General features: G+C 58.9%; 15 protein-coding genes. 5 read left to right on the top strand and 10 right to left on the bottom strand.

Annotation, left to right across the window (positions count from 1 at the left end):
* Positions 1–57 precede the first annotated feature (57 nt).
* The 5 genes from CHU94_RS13685 to CHU94_RS13665 are packed head-to-tail and all read left to right on the top strand — an operon-like array spanning position 58 to position 4,927.
* Positions 58–852: a glycosyltransferase family 2 protein gene (locus CHU94_RS13685; protein ID WP_094480726.1), complete on the top strand. Its 795-nt coding sequence runs from the start codon at positions 58–60 to the stop codon at positions 850–852.
* Positions 845–2,578 carry a lipid A export permease/ATP-binding protein MsbA gene (gene msbA / locus CHU94_RS13680; protein WP_094480724.1) on the top strand — a complete coding sequence of 578 codons (1,734 nt, stop codon included), beginning with the start codon at positions 845–847 and terminating at the stop codon, positions 2,576–2,578. Before CHU94_RS13685 ends, msbA begins: the two co-directional genes overlap by 8 nt.
* Positions 2,575–3,291, top strand: coding sequence for a polysaccharide deacetylase family protein (locus CHU94_RS13675; protein ID WP_094480722.1), 717 nt, complete (start codon positions 2,575–2,577; stop codon positions 3,289–3,291). The genes msbA and CHU94_RS13675 overlap by 4 nt, the downstream gene beginning before the upstream one ends.
* Positions 3,288–4,175, top strand: a complete 888-nt coding sequence (locus CHU94_RS13670) for a DUF6492 family protein (RefSeq protein ID WP_094480720.1) — start codon at positions 3,288–3,290, stop codon at positions 4,173–4,175. Before CHU94_RS13675 ends, CHU94_RS13670 begins: the two co-directional genes overlap by 4 nt.
* The gene (locus tag CHU94_RS13665; protein ID WP_094480718.1) at positions 4,172–4,927 is read left to right on the top strand and encodes a hypothetical protein; all 756 of its coding nucleotides are present in this window, start codon (positions 4,172–4,174) and stop codon (positions 4,925–4,927) included. Before CHU94_RS13670 ends, CHU94_RS13665 begins: the two co-directional genes overlap by 4 nt.
* Here CHU94_RS13665 and CHU94_RS13660 read toward each other — a convergent pair.
* The 10 genes from CHU94_RS13660 to CHU94_RS13615 are packed head-to-tail and all read right to left on the bottom strand — an operon-like array spanning position 4,904 to position 16,156.
* Entirely contained in the window at positions 4,904–6,376 is a 1,473-nt protein-coding gene (locus CHU94_RS13660; RefSeq protein WP_141211462.1) for an O-antigen ligase family protein, read from the bottom strand. The genes CHU94_RS13665 and CHU94_RS13660 overlap by 24 nt on opposite strands.
* A gap of 7 nt (positions 6,377–6,383) precedes the next feature.
* Entirely contained in the window at positions 6,384–8,285 is a 1,902-nt protein-coding gene (locus tag CHU94_RS13655) for an acyltransferase family protein (protein WP_094480714.1), read from the bottom strand.
* Positions 8,282–10,729, bottom strand: coding sequence for a glycosyltransferase (locus CHU94_RS13650; protein ID WP_094480712.1), 2,448 nt, complete (start codon positions 10,727–10,729; stop codon positions 8,282–8,284). The genes CHU94_RS13655 and CHU94_RS13650 overlap by 4 nt, the downstream gene beginning before the upstream one ends.
* 9 nt (positions 10,730–10,738) lie before the next feature.
* Complete coding sequence (rng, locus tag CHU94_RS13645) at positions 10,739–12,214, bottom strand: ribonuclease G (RefSeq protein WP_094480710.1); 1,476 nt, start codon at positions 12,212–12,214, stop codon at positions 10,739–10,741.
* On the bottom strand, positions 12,196–12,816 hold the full coding sequence (locus CHU94_RS13640) for a nucleoside triphosphate pyrophosphatase (RefSeq protein WP_094480708.1): 621 nt from the start codon (positions 12,814–12,816) through the stop codon (positions 12,196–12,198). Before CHU94_RS13640 ends, rng begins: the two co-directional genes overlap by 19 nt.
* A 2-nt stretch (positions 12,817–12,818) precedes the next feature.
* Entirely contained in the window at positions 12,819–13,286 is a 468-nt protein-coding gene (gene rlmH / locus CHU94_RS13635; RefSeq protein ID WP_094480706.1) for a 23S rRNA (pseudouridine(1915)-N(3))-methyltransferase RlmH, read from the bottom strand.
* Positions 13,287–13,294: 8 nt separating this feature from the next.
* Positions 13,295–13,981 (bottom strand): ribosome silencing factor, encoded by a 687-nt coding sequence (gene rsfS, locus CHU94_RS13630; RefSeq protein WP_094480704.1) that lies wholly within the window; start codon positions 13,979–13,981, stop codon positions 13,295–13,297.
* Positions 13,981–14,589, bottom strand: a complete 609-nt coding sequence (gene nadD, locus CHU94_RS13625; RefSeq protein WP_255033951.1) for a nicotinate (nicotinamide) nucleotide adenylyltransferase — start codon at positions 14,587–14,589, stop codon at positions 13,981–13,983. Before nadD ends, rsfS begins: the two co-directional genes overlap by 1 nt.
* A complete protein-coding gene (hemF, locus tag CHU94_RS13620; protein ID WP_094481104.1) occupies positions 14,586–15,509 on the bottom strand; it encodes an oxygen-dependent coproporphyrinogen oxidase in 924 nt (307 codons plus the stop codon). The genes nadD and hemF overlap by 4 nt, the downstream gene beginning before the upstream one ends.
* Positions 15,510–15,514: 5 nt before the next feature.
* Complete coding sequence (locus CHU94_RS13615) at positions 15,515–16,156, bottom strand: 1-acyl-sn-glycerol-3-phosphate acyltransferase (protein WP_176452027.1); 642 nt, start codon at positions 16,154–16,156, stop codon at positions 15,515–15,517.
* Positions 16,157–16,158 lie beyond the last annotated feature (2 nt).

Genomic DNA, 16,158 nt, shown 5'->3' with positions numbered 1-16,158 from the left:
TGCAGTAGAGCAAGCGCTGCAGAGAAAGTTCACAACACGAATGAATGTTATCACCGCATGCCACTGATTTCCGTTTACATCATCGCTTTCAACGAAGCAGAGAAAGTGCGGGCCGCAATCGACAGTGTGCGATGGGCCGATGAAATCATCGTCGTAGACTCTTGGAGCACGGATGGCACCGCCGAACTCGCTACGAGTCTCGGTGCCCGGGTGGTTCAGGTGAAATTTCAGGGTTTTGGTGATCTGCGCAACCGAGCCATTGCGGCCTGCACCCACGAATGGATTTTCAGCCTGGACGCCGATGAGCGCTGCACGCCCGAGGCCGCGGCCGAGATCCGTGCGCTGACACAAAATCCGGAAGCGCTGGACGCCTACCAAACGCCAAGGCGCAACTTCTTTATGGGCCGCTGGATCAAGCACTCGGGTTGGTACCCCAATTACCGCCAACCCCAGCTGTTCCGCAAGGGTGCCATGCATTACGATCAAAAGCCGGTGCACGAGGGCTATATCCTCACCTCGGACAAGGCACTTGGCCATATGCAACAGGCGATCTGGCAGTTCCCCTTCAAGAACATGGCCGAGGTGATGCACAAGGCGAACCGCTATTCCTCCCTGGGCGCGGAAAAGATCAAGCATAAGCGCATCACCATGCTCTCGGCCCTCCTGCACGCCAAATGGGCCTTCTGGAAGCACTACCTCTTCAAGCTCGGCTTCCTCGACGGCTGGGCCGGTTTTGTGATTGCCGTGGGCAACTTCGAGGGCACCTTCTACCGCTATGTGAAGGCGCTGGAGCTTCAGAAGGGGGAGGCGTGGCGCTCCCCGGCCCAGCCCACGATGTTCCGGCATGACTAAAGGGGACCGCACGCTCTACCTTCGGCTGCTGGGCTTTCTGCGCCCCTACTGGAAGGCCTTTTCCATCGCTGTGCTCTGCATGATCTGCACGGCAGCGACCGAGCCGGTATTTCCGGCCATAATGAAGCACCTGCTCGACAGCGGCTTTCGCGCCACCGAGGCGCGCATGGTCTGGCTGATCCCCACCAGCATCGTACTGCTGTTTCTGGCGCGCGGTGTGCTGTCCTTTGTCACCAACTACCTCATGACATGGGTCTCCACGCGCCTGGTGGTGGACCTGCGGCGTGCGATGTTTGACAAGCTGGTGGGTGCGCCTACCCAGGTCTTCCACACCCAGCCCGCCTCGCAATGGATTGCGCGCCTGCTATACGACGTGGACAACATCAACCAGGCCGCCACCAATGTGCTGGTCACCGCAGTACGCGAGTCGCTGACCGCGATAGCGCTGCTGTCCTATTTGCTCTATCTGGACTGGAAGCTGACGCTGATCACGCTGACCGTGGGTCCGGTGATTGCGGCGCTGATCCAGAGCTTTGGCAAACGCATACGCAAGGCCAGCAAGGCCAGCCTGGAGTCGCTGCGTGCTGTGGCACATACCGTGGAAGAGACCACGGCGGCCAACAAGGTGATCAAGATCTATGGCGGCCAAGCGCAGCAGAAAGCACGTTTTCACGCTGTAACCGAGAGCTTCCGGCGCAGCATGATGAAAGAAGCGGTACCGGCCTCAGCACTGACGCCCATCACACACATGACGGCCTCGATGGCGATCGCCTTCATCATCTATATGGCGCTGAGCCGCTCCATGGGCCAGGCTGGCGATACAGCCGGTGGCTTTGTCTCCTTCATCACCGCCATGTTGCTGCTGATCTCGCCGATCAAGCAGCTCACCACCATCAGCCCCATCCTGCAGCGTGGCCTAGCCGCCTGCGAGAGTGTTTTTGGCGTACTGGACGCACCCGTGGAGGCCGATGCCGGGCGGGCGAGGTTGGCCGCCTGCCGTGGCGCGATCCGATTCGAGGCCATCTCGTTCCGCTACCCAGGCAAGGATGGACTGGCGCTGAACCATGTCGACCTGCAGATACAACCCGGGCAGACTGTGGCGCTGGTGGGTGCCTCGGGTGGCGGCAAAAGCACGCTGGCAGCGCTGATTCCGCGCTTCTATGCACCTGACACCGGCCGCATCACGATAGACGGCATCGACATCCAGTCGCTGGCGTTGACCAGTTTGCGTGAACAGATCGCCTTGGTGAGCCAAGACATCGTACTACTCAATGACAGCATTCGGGCAAATATTGCCTTTGGCGAGTCGCAAGGTGCCGACGAGACCAGAATCAAAGAGGCGGCCATCGCCGCCCATGCCTGGGAGTTCATTGCGCAGCTGCCGCAGGGTCTGGATACGTTGGCCGGCGAAAATGGCGCTACCCTCTCTGGCGGCCAGCGCCAGCGCATTGCAATTGCACGCGCCTTGCTCAAGGATGCGCCCATTCTTATTCTGGACGAAGCGACCTCGGCACTGGACACCGAGTCCGAGCGTGTGGTGCAGGATGCCCTGGCTACGCTGATGCACAACCGCACCACCCTGGTCATCGCCCACCGCTTGAGCACGATAGAACGCGCCGACCTTATCGTGGTCTTGGACCAGGGGCGCATCGTCGAATCTGGTGACCACACCAGCCTGCTCCAGCACAACGGCTACTACGCCAACCTGCAGAGGTTGCAGACATGAAGATTCCGATACTGATGTACCACCAGATCGACGAGCCTCCCCAGCGCGGCACAGCGTTGCGCGGCCTCATCGTGGCCCCCTCCTCCTTTGCTTGGCAGATGCGCATGCTGCGTCTTATGGGCTACCGAGGCCTGTCCATGCGCGACCTGGAACCCTATCTGCGGGGAGAACAGCAAGGCAGAGTAGTAGGTATCACGTTCGATGATGGCTACCAGAACAACCTGATCCAAGCCCTGCCCGCCCTGCAGGCTAATGGCTTCACTGCCACCTGCTACGGCGTGAGCAGCATGGTGGGCGGTACCAATGCCTGGGATGCCGGCAAGGTAGCGCAAAAACCTCTGATGACGCAGCAGGACTGGCGGACCTGGCATGCTGCTGGCATGGATGTGGGCTCGCACACCCAGACCCACGCCAATCTCAAGGAACTGCCCAACGAGGAAGCGCGGCAACAGATTGTTCAATCCAAGACGGAACTTGAACAGCTGCTGGGCGCCGAAGTGCGGCACTTCTGCTACCCCTATGGCTGGTTCCAGACCCAGCACGAGGAAATGGTGCGCGCGGCCGGCTATGTCACGGCCACCAGCACGCGCCGTGGCCGGGTGCAGGCCGGCGACAACCCCTATGCGCTGAACCGCATCATGGTGGCACGCGCCACTCATCCCCTGCAGTTTTTCATGAAGGTGGCCACGGCCTACGAGGACAAGCGCGCATGAGCCCGCTGGCCCTGTATTGCAAAAGCTACAGCATCGATCTGCGCCGTGTGGTGCGCCTCATGGCGTCGATTGCACGCTTCAATACCAGTCACATCCCCGTCTACATCTCCGTACCCGAGACCGACCTGGCGCTGTTCCGCGAGCACCTGAGCGGCACCCCGGCACAACTGCTCAGCGATGAGAGCATTCTGCAAGCCTCGCCGCGCATAGACGCTGCACAGGTCGCGCGCATGCATGGCGCCGTGGCCCAGCAGGTCGTGAAATCGGAGTTCTGGCGCCTGGGGCTGTCGCAGACCTATGTCTGCCTGGACTCGGACGCGGTCTTCATCCGCCCCTTTGATGCCCAGGATTTTCTGGCGCCCGACGGCTACCCCTACACCGTACTAGACGAAGCCCACGACCTGCTCGAAGGCGCACTGCAGCATGGGCGCGGCCGCATCCTGGACGCCTTTATTCGCGAGGCCGCCCAGGTACAGCAGAAGTTTGGCCGCCAGGGACGGCGCTACAGCTTCGGCCCCTTCCCCCTAGTCTGGCACCGTACCGTCTGGGAATCATTGGACCAACGCTATCTGCAGCCACGCGGCATGAGCTTTGCCGATGCGATTACCGAGGCGCCCATCGAGTCGCGCTGGTATGGCGAGGCGCTGCTAGCTTATCAAGCAATCCCCCTGCACCCCTGCCAGGCGCTGTTCAAGGTCTACCACTACGCCTGGCAGCTCGACCAGGAAACGCGCCGGGGCATCACCCAAGCCCAGCTGGCTCCGCTGTATTGTGGCGTGATCTACCAATCGGCCTGGGAGCGCGAACTGGACTGGCCTATGGAGGGCGGCAGCCTGCTCTCGCGCCTGGGCCGGCGACTGCGCCGCAAGCTGGGGCGCATATGAGCCACACCCACATCCCGATCCTGCTGACCTCCAGCGTAATCGCCCATGACAAAGGCGTGCGTTTGCAGGACCCTGGCGAGCGCGAACGGCTGGCGCTGGAGTCCATCCAGGCCTGGAGGCGCATCGCGCCACACAACCCGCTGGTACTATGCGATGGTTCAGGCTTTGATTTCCAGCCCCATGTGGCCGCCCTGCCCGGCAGTGGCCCGGTGGAGTGCCTGAATTTCCAGAACGATGTGCAACGCGTCCAGCAGCAGGGCCGCGGCTATGGCGAAGGCGAGATCGTGCGCCATGCCATCGAACACTCCACGCTGATCCAGAGCGCCGGCAGCTTTGCCAAATGCACCTCCAAGCTATGGGTGGAAAACTTCCGAGATTGCATGCAGCCATGGAACGGACGCTTGCTCATAAAAGGAGTTTTTGACCACGTGTTTTCACCACATAGGAAGACAACGCTTGCCTATATTGATACACGGTTTTATGCGATGGACGTGCAGACCTACCGGCTCCACTTTCTACACGCCCATGAGACGATCCGTGTCCAGGATGGCTATGGATTGGAAGAAAGCTTCAGGGACATCTTTCTAAAAGAGCGGCTACAAGGTTGCCTAATGAGTCCCCCACCGGTTATCTGCGGCGTTGGTGGCGGAACTGGAGCGTATTACAAAAACACTCCGCTCCGACAATTCAAGGAAAGATGTCGATACAGGTTGGTCAGGGGCAATCCACTATTCGAACGCTGGTTTGCCTGAGCGCAAAAGGAAGAACAAGGTGAGCAGGAAAAAAGCCTGCATTTCCAAGTAGTGTTCCTGATAGACCGCATCCACCATGCCGCGCAAAAGCCAGAATATGGACAGTAGTAAAAGCGCCATACCCTCCGGCCATTTGTGCTCCTGCTTCAGCGCACTACAGCCCGACTTTGCGAATTGCAATAACACCCAAGCATAGAGTAATGCTCCGACCCAGCCCACGGCCAGTATTAGATTGATCCAAGCACTGTGAGCATGAGAAAAGTACAGGGCTGGCACGTGACCACACATTTGCTCGATACGGTACTGATATGCATCGCGCCCACCATTCCAACCCCAAGGATTGCTGGCACTAAGCTCAGCCCCGACACGGGCCAGCAAAACACGCCCCCCATCGCCACGAAGACCATCAATCAAGGACTCAACATAAGCTTGGTCCTTCCCAGGATGACGCTGGCGTACAAATTCCGTCGTCGCTGAGGAGAAACCGTCACATATCAAATCCCTCGGGTTCTCGACATACAACCCTACTGTCATTTTAGCCCCAACAGAATACCAAAACGAGTTTTGAGATACGACCTGTTGAAAGAACACCAAACACAGCACGACGATGCCAACAATAGATAGACGCACGCCCGTACTCAAAGAAACGCGCTTTGCGGGCACCGTCACCGTAAAGAACAAGCAGGCACATGCTAAGAGAAGAAAGCTGAAGTAAGTAGCAGCACGTGATGCTGCAATCACAACGCTCAAAAAGCAAAGTGCAACTAAGGTTCCCGCCTCGATCACTCTGCGTTGTTTCCCTTGCTGCCAAGCGGAAAACATCACTGCCAAGCCAACACACATGGTTTGTGAGGCAGGATAGCCCAAATTTCCATGCATGGGCTCTATTCCCCTAAACCCCAGAGGAAAAGATTGAAACGGTTTCTGCGGCAGGGACCCATCCTGCAGTATTGCCCACAATGACTGGCCTGCTGCCAGCAGGGAAGGATCTTGATAAAACGCGGGTTGAAGGACACCGGCCCAAGCCAGCAAGGTAAGACACAAGTGGATGAACACGGGTACCGCACTGACTAATGCAAGCAACCAGAGCGTCAGGCGCTTCTTGCCCAAGATCAAAAATGCCCCACCGGCAAGCAACCAAGTCAGCAGGGACTCACCCCACATACCTTTACCAATTAAGTTGCTCCATGCCCCGGCCGAATTGGGCGCAAACAAAGGAAATAGCAGAAGATAGGCACACCAGCACCAGACTGGCAATGGCACTGTACGGGTCAGTGCGACCACACGCCCCCGCTCCGTACGCCACATAAAGCCCAAGTACACCAACAGGAGTAGCAACAAGCCCAGATGCAGGAGGTTTCGCAAGGCGATCGTCCCCGAAACGGACAACACACCAGCAAAGGCCAGCAGCAGCGCAAGATAAAAATTCTGAAATCGGTTTAAAGTCATGCTCATCTCAGCGATTGACGCCGTTCAAACTCTCGCTCAGCCGCATGGAGCCAGCATGAGACAGGTGATTCTCGTCCTTGAAAATACTGTGGCCATCCTTCATGATGGGGCAATGCCCTTCATTGCATAACTGGGTATTAGGGTCCACAACACGCACCTGAGGCCATCGTGTGAGCACGCGCGCAGCACTCAAACGCACTGCTTCTGATTGAGCGTCATCTGCAGTTTTATCAATGACACAGGAATACGGGGGCTTCCGTCCAAGTGGCAACGCGCCCATGCAAAGACGGGGGTCAAAGCCCGGTTCCACTACTGGTAAAAAATAATAAACCTGCTTGCCACTTGCTTGCAGTAGCGCCAGCGTGGCATCCAGCTTTTTCTCAAAGTCATTGCGCTCCTGCTGCGAAGACTGAGCCGTCAAGTAGCGCCCTCTGAACACCAATGCCACGGTACGTATTTGTGAATCCGCCGCTATATCTCGCAACGTCGTCTCCATGTGGCCCTCACAGTCTGAAGCCGTTGTACCCGGTTTGAGCGCCATAACTGGAACACAAGCGCCCTTACCACGGACAGCAAGGTTCTGCCCTTGGGCATCAAGGGCTTCTGCTAGCCCCCAAAACGCGTGCACCGCATGGCTATCGCCGAGCACCACTGCGCTTACCGGCTTGTCTACATGGGCTTGCAGACATACGTCCCGCTCTGGAAACTTGAAGGGTTTTTCACATTTGGCCTCAGTAATCAGCCCCTGCTTCTCGAAGTCGAGGAAATCTTGGCTAGAAGCCTGATCAAGTTGAATAAGGTTCTTGTGGCGTATGCGCTCTAAACCGTGACGGTCATAAATATTCTTCCCCAGCAATCCTAAGATTGCTATAGTCACTACCATCAAACTGACAACCAGTCGGCTTGGCAATTGCCGCAGGGGTAACTCCCAGTACCGGTAAGTCAAGGTCGCAAGCAACAGGCTTGCCAATACAAGCCCTAAGCGCAGCCCCACTGATGCTTGGCCACTTTCGATAATGTAAGTAAAGCTCAGTAAAGGCCAATGCCATAAATACCAAGGGTAGCTCACCTTACCCAAGGCCACCATCCACGGAAGGCCAAGGAAACGCCCTGTCAAGTCGGACCTTGCCGGCGTGCCAACCAGAATCACCGCAGCCAACACGGGCAGCAGCGCCACCACACCAGGAAACGGCACATCGGCGTCCAAGAACATCGTCAAGCATGCCAAGACAGCAACGGCCAAGGCCCGCACAACAGTCGGAAAGGATTGCAAACGCTGGGGCTGCAAGGCAAGCCAAGCACCAGCAAGTAGTTCCCACGCCCGGCTAGCGGGCGAATAAAAGGCCTGCGTTCGATCACTCCAAACCCACCAGATCGAAAGCAATAGCGAAACGAGGGTCAGTGCGGCAACACTGCGCCCAGCGCTGGCACGACTACGCAAAAACAGCCACAACAAAATAGGCCAGACGATATAGAACTGCTCCTCAATCGCAAGCGACCACAAATGCAACAATGGCTTGACTTCAGAAGCCTTATCAAAGTAACCCACTTCCCACCATAAACCGATGTTAGAGAGAAAGACAGCACCGAGGCTTAAGTGTTTACCTAGCTCCTTGTACTCTTGCGCCAGCAACATGTGCCAGCCAGCGACTAGGCAAGCAAGCAGCACTAGAGTCAACGCCGGAAAAATACGCAGAATGCGCCGAGCATAAAAAGACGAGAGGCTCCATTGACCAATCTTTATTTCATGCTGCAGGATGCTAGTGATCAGAAAACCCGAAATCACGAAAAAAACATCGACGCCGATAAACCCACCTGGAAAAACCTCGGGAAATGCATGGAAAGCAACGACAGTCAGAATAGCAACCGCTCTAAGACCATCAATATCGGATCGGTATACGAGGCTCATACTCTTGCATCCAGTACGCGCAAAAGCTGGTTGACCGCTGCTTGCGTCGTGTAGGGACTTAATAATCCATTGTCCGCAAGCCCGTTACCCTCCCAAACAGCAGCCAACTGCGCAGTGGCCAGAGTCAGTGCTTCTTGGGCATTCGCGGTTCGCATTTCCACAGCAATATGTCCCAGCCCTCGCAACAACTGAGTCATTTGCGCGTTGCCATTTACCGTCGCCAGAATCGGCCGTTGCATCCACAAGTATTCGTAGAGCTTGGACGGGATGTACTCTGCGCAAATGGGCTCAGTACCATGTAGCAACAGCAGGACATCAGCACGGCGCATCTGACGTAATATCTGTTCACGACCGGATCTACCGGTCTGTTGGTCAGCCTCGACACGTCCAATATGACGCACTAAATCCCGGATGGGTGACTGCGCGATGACGGCCTCTGAGACGGCATCCAGAGGACCACCAGTGAGCTGAAGCTCCAGCATGCTATGCAATTCGGGGCGTTGAGACATCAACACTTCCAATGCTGAAATAATCGGGGCGAGGTTGCGTGTGGCAGACAGGGAGCCAAAGTGCCCTATGACCATCTTCGGTCCCGGTAGATACGGTGGCAAATCCCTGAAAGGCGCATCGATGCCTGGCAACATCATCTTGCCTCGATCACCCAGTTGGGGGTTGCGGCGCCCGGCACTGGCCAAAGCTTGTTCTGTAAACCAAATGGCCACATCTGCATCGGTGCAGATGTGGCCTTCCACCTCTGCTTGCATACGCTCCTGTGCAGTCTTAGGTTTGCTACCCGGCATCACCAGCGGGTCATGAACTTCAGCCAGCCATCGGACACCCAGTGATTGCTTCAAAGCCTGCGCAGCCACATGTGCGGCAAGGGCGCCCCCAGTAGAGTAGATCAAGTCGAACTTGCGCTGTCGGGCAAGTGACCGCCCCTTGCAGTAGGCACTCAGCCACCAGGACCAAGAGCTCTCCACGGGCCGCAGCAGCTTCTCCATGAACATAAAGGGCAGCAGGGGCAAGGAAAGCGACAACATCACCAAACGGTAGAGCTTGGGGCCACGCAGACGCTTGCGTAGCACATGGCGCAGCTCAAACCGTATCCCGGCGGGCCCGGTAGGCCAAAGTTGGTAATGTTCATAGTGGCGGTCACGCTCGCCCGACACGCCGCTCAACACCACCACCTCAATACCTGCTGCCTTCAGATGCGGCAGTTTGTCAGTGATCGTTTGGCTGGCGGCCCGGCCATCCATATTGAATGCGTGGGCAAGCACGAGCCATCGCTGCTTGAAACGCGGTGCGGCAAAGGCATACAGGCCCTCGTACGACGCGGCAGCCCGCGCCCAGGATCGCTCGTTTGCAAAAGCTGCGGCGGCCCGGGATAGTGCGTCGACCTCCGCCCCCCCCGGCAGTACACGTTCTATCGCTAGTGCCAAGGCAGAGGCATCTTGCGGATCCTGCAGCAGCAGGGCATCCACCCCATCACGCAGCTCCCGCGCGATACCGCAGTAGCGCGCCTGACTTACCACCACCGGCAATCCGTGCGCCATCGCCTCCAGCACCACCATGCCATAGGCATCTTCCAACGTGGGGTGCACCAAGGCGTCTGCAGCCCTGTAGACAGGCCCCATATCCCGTAGCGCCCCCAAAAACCTGACACGCGACGCCAAACCTTGCTCCTGCGCCTGGACCATGGCAGCCGCATGCCCATCACCCTGCCCCACGACCAGCAGGCCTATGGTTTCCGGCAACTGCCGCATGGCCTCTAGCAAGCCCGGCAGCCCCTTACGCACCACATCGTTGCCCACAAACAGCAACCACGGGCCAGACCCCGGAGGCAGGCCCAAGCCGCGACGGGCCGCCTCTTGCTCTACAGACGTAACCCTGCCTGGTGCAGCCTCCACACCCGGCGCCACCACAGACAGCATGGATTGGCTACCCGGAAAGGTCTTGGCCACTACCTCCCGCAAGGTTTCCGAAGCCGCAACAATCTGTTTGCGCAAACCCCAGGCATAGCGGCGCTTTTCCAGCCACAAATAGGCCAACAAGCGCGGGCTGGTCAACACTTTAAACCAACGCAACGCCAACGCTACGCCCCTCTTGCCAGCAAACAGGGTATGCCTGACAGGTAGTACATGCACCGTCTGCACATTGCCATGCCAAGTATTTTCGTGCGAATGCACGATGTCAAAACCCGCGCGGGTAGCACGCCAGGTCTTCCAGGCAAAGTAGAGCTGGTTGACCCAACGCGGCCGCTCTAGCGGCATTGCGATGCGGTGGTAGGTCACCCGAGGAAAGTCATGCGCAATAGTCTGCGCAAACACATGAATCTCATGCCGCGCGGCAAGCTGCTCCACCAGCGCGATGGAATACCGCTCCGCTCCACCGCCGGTGGTGGAAAAGTTACGGCTCAATACGGCAATGCGCAAACGCTCAGACACACATTCCCCTCACAGCAGCACGATGTCGTATTGTTCTTGGGCCATTGCCGCCTCACTCTGCAGCGAGACCGGCTTGCCGATGAACTCCGACAGCCCCGCTAGGTGCTGGCTTTCCTCATCCAGAAACAACTCAATGACCTTGGGCGAGGCCACTACGCGGAACTCGCGCGGATTGAATTGGCGCGCCTCGCGCAGGATTTCGCGGAAGATGTCATAAGCCACACTGCGCGGGGTTTTCACAATACCCTTGCCTTCGCAGGTCGGACACGGTTCACACAACATATGCGCCAAGGACTCACGTGTGCGCTTGCGCGTCATCTCCACCAAGCCCAGCTGTGAGAAACCGCCTGCCATGGTCTTGACACGGTCGCGCGCCAGTTGTTTTCGGAATTCACCCAGCACGGCTTCCCGGTGATCTTCGCGCGCCATGTCGATGAAGTCTACGATGATGATGCCACCCAGATTGCGCAAACGCAGCTGCCTCGCAATCGCCTGCGCGGCCTCCAGATTGGTCTTGAAAATCGTGTCATCAAAATTGCGCGCACCGACAAAGCCGCCGGTGTTCACGTCCACCGTAGTCAGCGCTTCGGTCTGGTCGACGATGAGGTAGCCGCCCGACTTGAGCTCCACACGACGCGCCAGCGCCTTGGCGATTTCTTCGTCAATGGAATAAAGGTCGAAGATGGGCCGCTCACCCTTGTAATGCTGCAATTTTTCGGCCGCGGCGGGCATGAACTCCGATCCAAAGGCCTTGAGTAGGTCAAACTGCTCGCGCGAATCCACGCGGATAGTCTGCGTGCCTTCGCCCACCAGGTCCCGCAGCACGCGCTGCAATAAGCTCAAATCCTGATGCAATAGGCTTTGCGCGGGCAGGCGCAGCGCAGCGTCCTTGATGCGCGCCCAAGCCTTGCGTAGGTAGGCAATGTCATCCCCCAACTCTGTATCGGACGCTTCTTCACCATTGGTCCGTAGGATGAAGCCCCCGCCCTCCTTGCCTGCCAGCTTCTGCAGACGGCTGCGCAGCTCGTCGCGCTGCGTAGTCGGTATTTTTTGCGACACGCCGATATGGTCATCCTGAGGCAAAAAGACCAACAGGCGCCCCGCAATACTGATTTGTGTGGACAGTCGCGCGCCCTTGGTACCAATGGGGTCTTTGATGACCTGCACCATCAACGACTGCCCCTCAAACACCTGTTTCTCGATAGGAATCTGCGGTTGCGAGGCACGCGAAGCGCTTAACGACTCACCCTCTGCCGGCGGGTGCCACACATCGGCCACATGCAGAAAGGCAGCGCGCTCCAGCCCAATGTCGATGAAGGCCGACTGCATGCCCGGCAGTACACGGGCCACCTTGCCCAAATACACATTGCCGACCAGCCCGCGCTCCAGCGTACGTTCTACGTGCAGCTCCTGCACGGCACCGTGTTCGACAATGGCCACTCGCGTCTCCTGCGGTGACCAGTTGATCAGGATGTCTTGTTGCATGCAAAGCCCAATTCGCGCAAGGCCTGCGCAGTTTCAAACAAAGGGAGGCCCATGATGCCAGAGTAGGACCCCTCGATCCGTGCAATGAAAGCAGCCGCCCTGCCCTGCACGCCATAGGCGCCAGCCTTGCCCATGGGTTCGCCACTGACCACATAGTCGGCGATCTGGGCATCGCTCATATCTGCGAAGGTGACTAGCGATTCGCAGAGGGCCTGCGCGGTCTTGTCACCCCAGCCAATGGCTATAGCGGTGTACACGCGGTGCGTCTGGCCGGACAGCATGCGCAGAATGCGCGTGGCATCAGCAGCATCGTCCGGTTTGCCCAAAATGGTGCCACCCATCGCCACTGTAGTATCTGCGCACAATATTGGGCGATTTTCACCTCCAGCCCTCACCAAACGTGCGCGAGCAGCTCTCAATTTGAGAGCAGTTACGCGTCGCACGTAAGCGTCAGGAGCCTCTCCCTCCAGCACAGCCTCCAGGCTTTCAGCGTCTTCCTCAGGCGTTGGCAAAAGCAACTCATGCGCCACACCTATCTGCGCCAGCAGCTCCCTGCGGCGCGGGCTTTGGGATGCCAGGTAGATGAATTCGGCACTGGACATAATTACTCGCGGTGATAAGGATGGTTGGCGTTGATAGACCAAGCACGGTAGAGCTGCTCAATCAGCAGCACGCGCACCATGGCGTGGGGCAAGGTCAAATCAGAGAGGCGAATGCGTTCGTGGGCGGCTTGGCGGAAGTCTGGGGCCAGCCCATCAGGCCCACCAATGACCAGAACGACATCCGTACCGCCAAGCTGCCACTCTTGCAGGCGTTCGGCCAGCGCCGTGGTGCGCAGGCTAGTGCCGCGCTCGTCCAGCGCGACGACGCGCGCACCTTTCGGAATCGCCTCCTCAATGCGCTTACGCTCGGCGGCGTAAAGCTGCTCAACGGTTTTGGAGCCCCGTGGCTCAGTTTTGATGGCTTTGAGCTCCACCTTGAGCTCATGCGGGAAGCGCTTGGCGTAGTCGTCCCAGGCGGTTTGCGCCCAATCCGGCACCCGCTGCCCCACAGCGATGATGACCAGTCGCATGACTGGCCTCAGGCTTTGCGGGTGGCGGCTTTCTTGGCAGGGGCTTTTTTGGCCGCAGCCGATTTAGTGGCAGCCTTTTTTGCAGCCGGCTTTACATCGGGCTTCACCACTACGGTCTTTACGGCCTTGGCTGGGGCAGCCTTTTTAGCGGGGGCCTTCTTGGCGGGTGCCGCTTTGGCGGCAGCTTTCTTCAATGCGGCCTTGGATGGGAAAGCCTCTTCCACCCCCTTCTTCGCGGCACTGGAACGGCGCATGCTGCCTTCGCCCGCCGCCTTCTTGGCGGGTGCTTTGGCAGCCGCCTTGACGGCCTCGGGTTGGGCTGGCTTGGCCGCACCCAACTTCAGGCGAACCGGCTTCTCGCCCCACAATTCTTCCAGGTGGTAGTACTGGCGGAAGTTGGGTTGCATGATGTGCACCACCACCTGCGCACAGTCCACGATGATCCATTCGCCATTGGCCTCCCCTTCAACACGGGGTTTGGGGAAACCGGCTTCACGCACGGCATCGCGCACGCTGGCAGCCAAAGCCTTGGTCTGGCGGTTGCTGGTGCCGGAGGCAATGATCACGCGTTCAAACAGGGCGGAGAGGTGCTCGGTGTCAAACACCACAATGTCTTGGGCCTTGACGTCTTCCAGGCCGTCCACGATGGCACGCTGGAGTTTTTGGGTGTTCTTGGCAACGGTGGAAGTAGTCATCAGGCAGGTCGGTAAAGATGGTGTTGGTCAATATAACGCGCAACGGTTTCAAAAACCAGAGGGCCAATGCTTTGGCCCGTGGCAGCGCGGTGTCGGATGTCGGTGGCACTGGTGGCCACGGGGGGCATATTCAGAACCGTCAGGCCGGGCAAAGTTGCCTTTAGGGCATCAAATTGGCCCTTGGCCCCCGTTGAATCTGCGCGAGCAGCTACACAAATTATAGCAAGTGCGGGCAACTGCTCCCAACGGCTCCAACTGGGCAGCGCGCGGGCCTGGTCTTCGCCAATCAGCAGGTAGAGCTGGGCGGCGGGATTTTCCTGCTGCAGCTCCTGCAATGTGTCCACGGTGTAGGTGGGGCCGGGCCGGGCAATCTCGCGGCGATCCACGACTACCTGCGGCAAGTCGGCAAAGGCCAGGCGCGCCATCGCCAGTCGGTGCTGCGCGTCGCTCAGTGTGCGGCTTTTGTGCCAGGCGTGGCCGGTGGGAATGATGTGCAACGCATCCAGCTGCAGCTGGGCAATGGCGGTAGCTGCCAGCGCGTGGTGCCCCAGATGTGGCGGGTCAAAGGCGCCTCCAAATACGCCAATACGACGCACCGGACTCGTCACACCCAGTCCCGCGCGGTCAAAAACCGCTCGGTCAGCGCCGCCTCGGGCGAGCCTGCTTCGGGCCGCTGCTGGTAGGCCCAGCTCACCAGTGGCGGCATGGACAGAAGGATGGATTCGGTACGCCCGCCCGACTGCAGGCCAAAGTGCGTGCCCCGATCCCACACCAGGTTGAACTCCACATAGCGACCACGGCGGTAGAGCTGAAAATCACGTTCGCGTTGGGTGTAAGCCATACCCATGCGGCGCTGGACTATGGGCAGGTAAGCCGCCAGAAAGGCATCGCCCACGGCCTGCAGCATGGCAAAGCTGCGGTCCTGGCCCAGCTCGGAGAAATCGTCAAAAAACACCCCCCCCACACCGCGTGGCTCATTGCGGTGCTTCAAAAAGAAGTATTCATCACACCACTTCTTGAAGCGCGGGTACTTATCCTCGCCAAACGGCGCCAGCGCATCCTTGCACGTCTGGTGAAAGTGCACCGCGTCCTCGTCAAAGCCGTAGTACGGCGTCAAATCCATGCCGCCACCAAACCAACAGACTTCCTGTCCCTGTGGGTTTTTGGCGGCCAGCATGCGCACATTCATATGCACCGTGGGCACACAGGGGTTGCGCGGGTGGAACACCAGTGACACGCCCATGGCCTCAAACGGCGCGCCAGCCAATTCCGGGCGGTGCTGGGTGGCACTGGGCGGCAGCTTGGGGCCGCTTACATGTGAGAAACCGCAGCCTGCGCGCTCGAACACCGTGCCACCTTCCAGAATCTGCGTGATGCCACTGCCCTGCAGCGGCTCGTGGGCGGCTTTTTCCCAGGGGTCAACCAAAAAATGGCCGCCGTCGAGATCGGCAATCGCCGTCGTGATGCGGCTCTGCAGGCCCAGCAAATACTGGCGGACCAAGGTAGGGGTGGCGTGTGGCTCGGCCATGGGGCTCATTCTTTACGTTTGCCAACGCCATGGGGCGCCGACAGGGGTTGGATAGGGGCAGCCAGCGCGGGATTCTTGCCCTGCACGCCAGCCAACAAGGCCGCCAAGTTGGCGAAATCCGCCTCCTGATTGCCCGTCAATGCAATGAATGTGGTCGCATTCACCAGCTTGCGCTGGTAATCCAGACTCACCACGCCCAGCGGCACACCGGCACGCAGCGCCACCTGGTAAAAGCCGCTGCGCCAGCCCGGGGTCCACTGGCGCGTGCCTTCCGGTGACAAGCCCAGCCAGTACAAACGCTGCTGCGCGCGTGCCTGGGCCACGCTAGCCACCACCTGTGCCACGACACCTTGGGGTGCATGGCGTCGCACCGGCACGCCACCCACCCATTGCAACCATCGGCCAAAGCCCGGCAGCCGGAACAAAGTGTCCTTGGCCCAAAAGTTCAGTTCCAAGCCCACCGCCCATTTGGCAAGAATCGCGACGATGAAATCCCAGTTACTGGTGTGCGGGTACACGACGAGCACACCTTGCGGCGCAGGCAAGCCCTCAAAACGCACCTTCCAGCCCAACAAGGCGAGCACCCATCGCGCCAGCGGGCTGCCCCGCAACTGCACGGGGTGCGGCAGCTTCTCGATCGGCTGCACGC

This window comes from Rhodoferax sp. TH121, from assembly GCF_002251855.1.
GTDB lineage: Bacteria > Pseudomonadota > Gammaproteobacteria > Burkholderiales > Burkholderiaceae_C > Allorhodoferax.
Note: the sequence above shows the minus strand (reverse complement) of the source record. Positions and strands in the feature narration are given on the sequence as shown.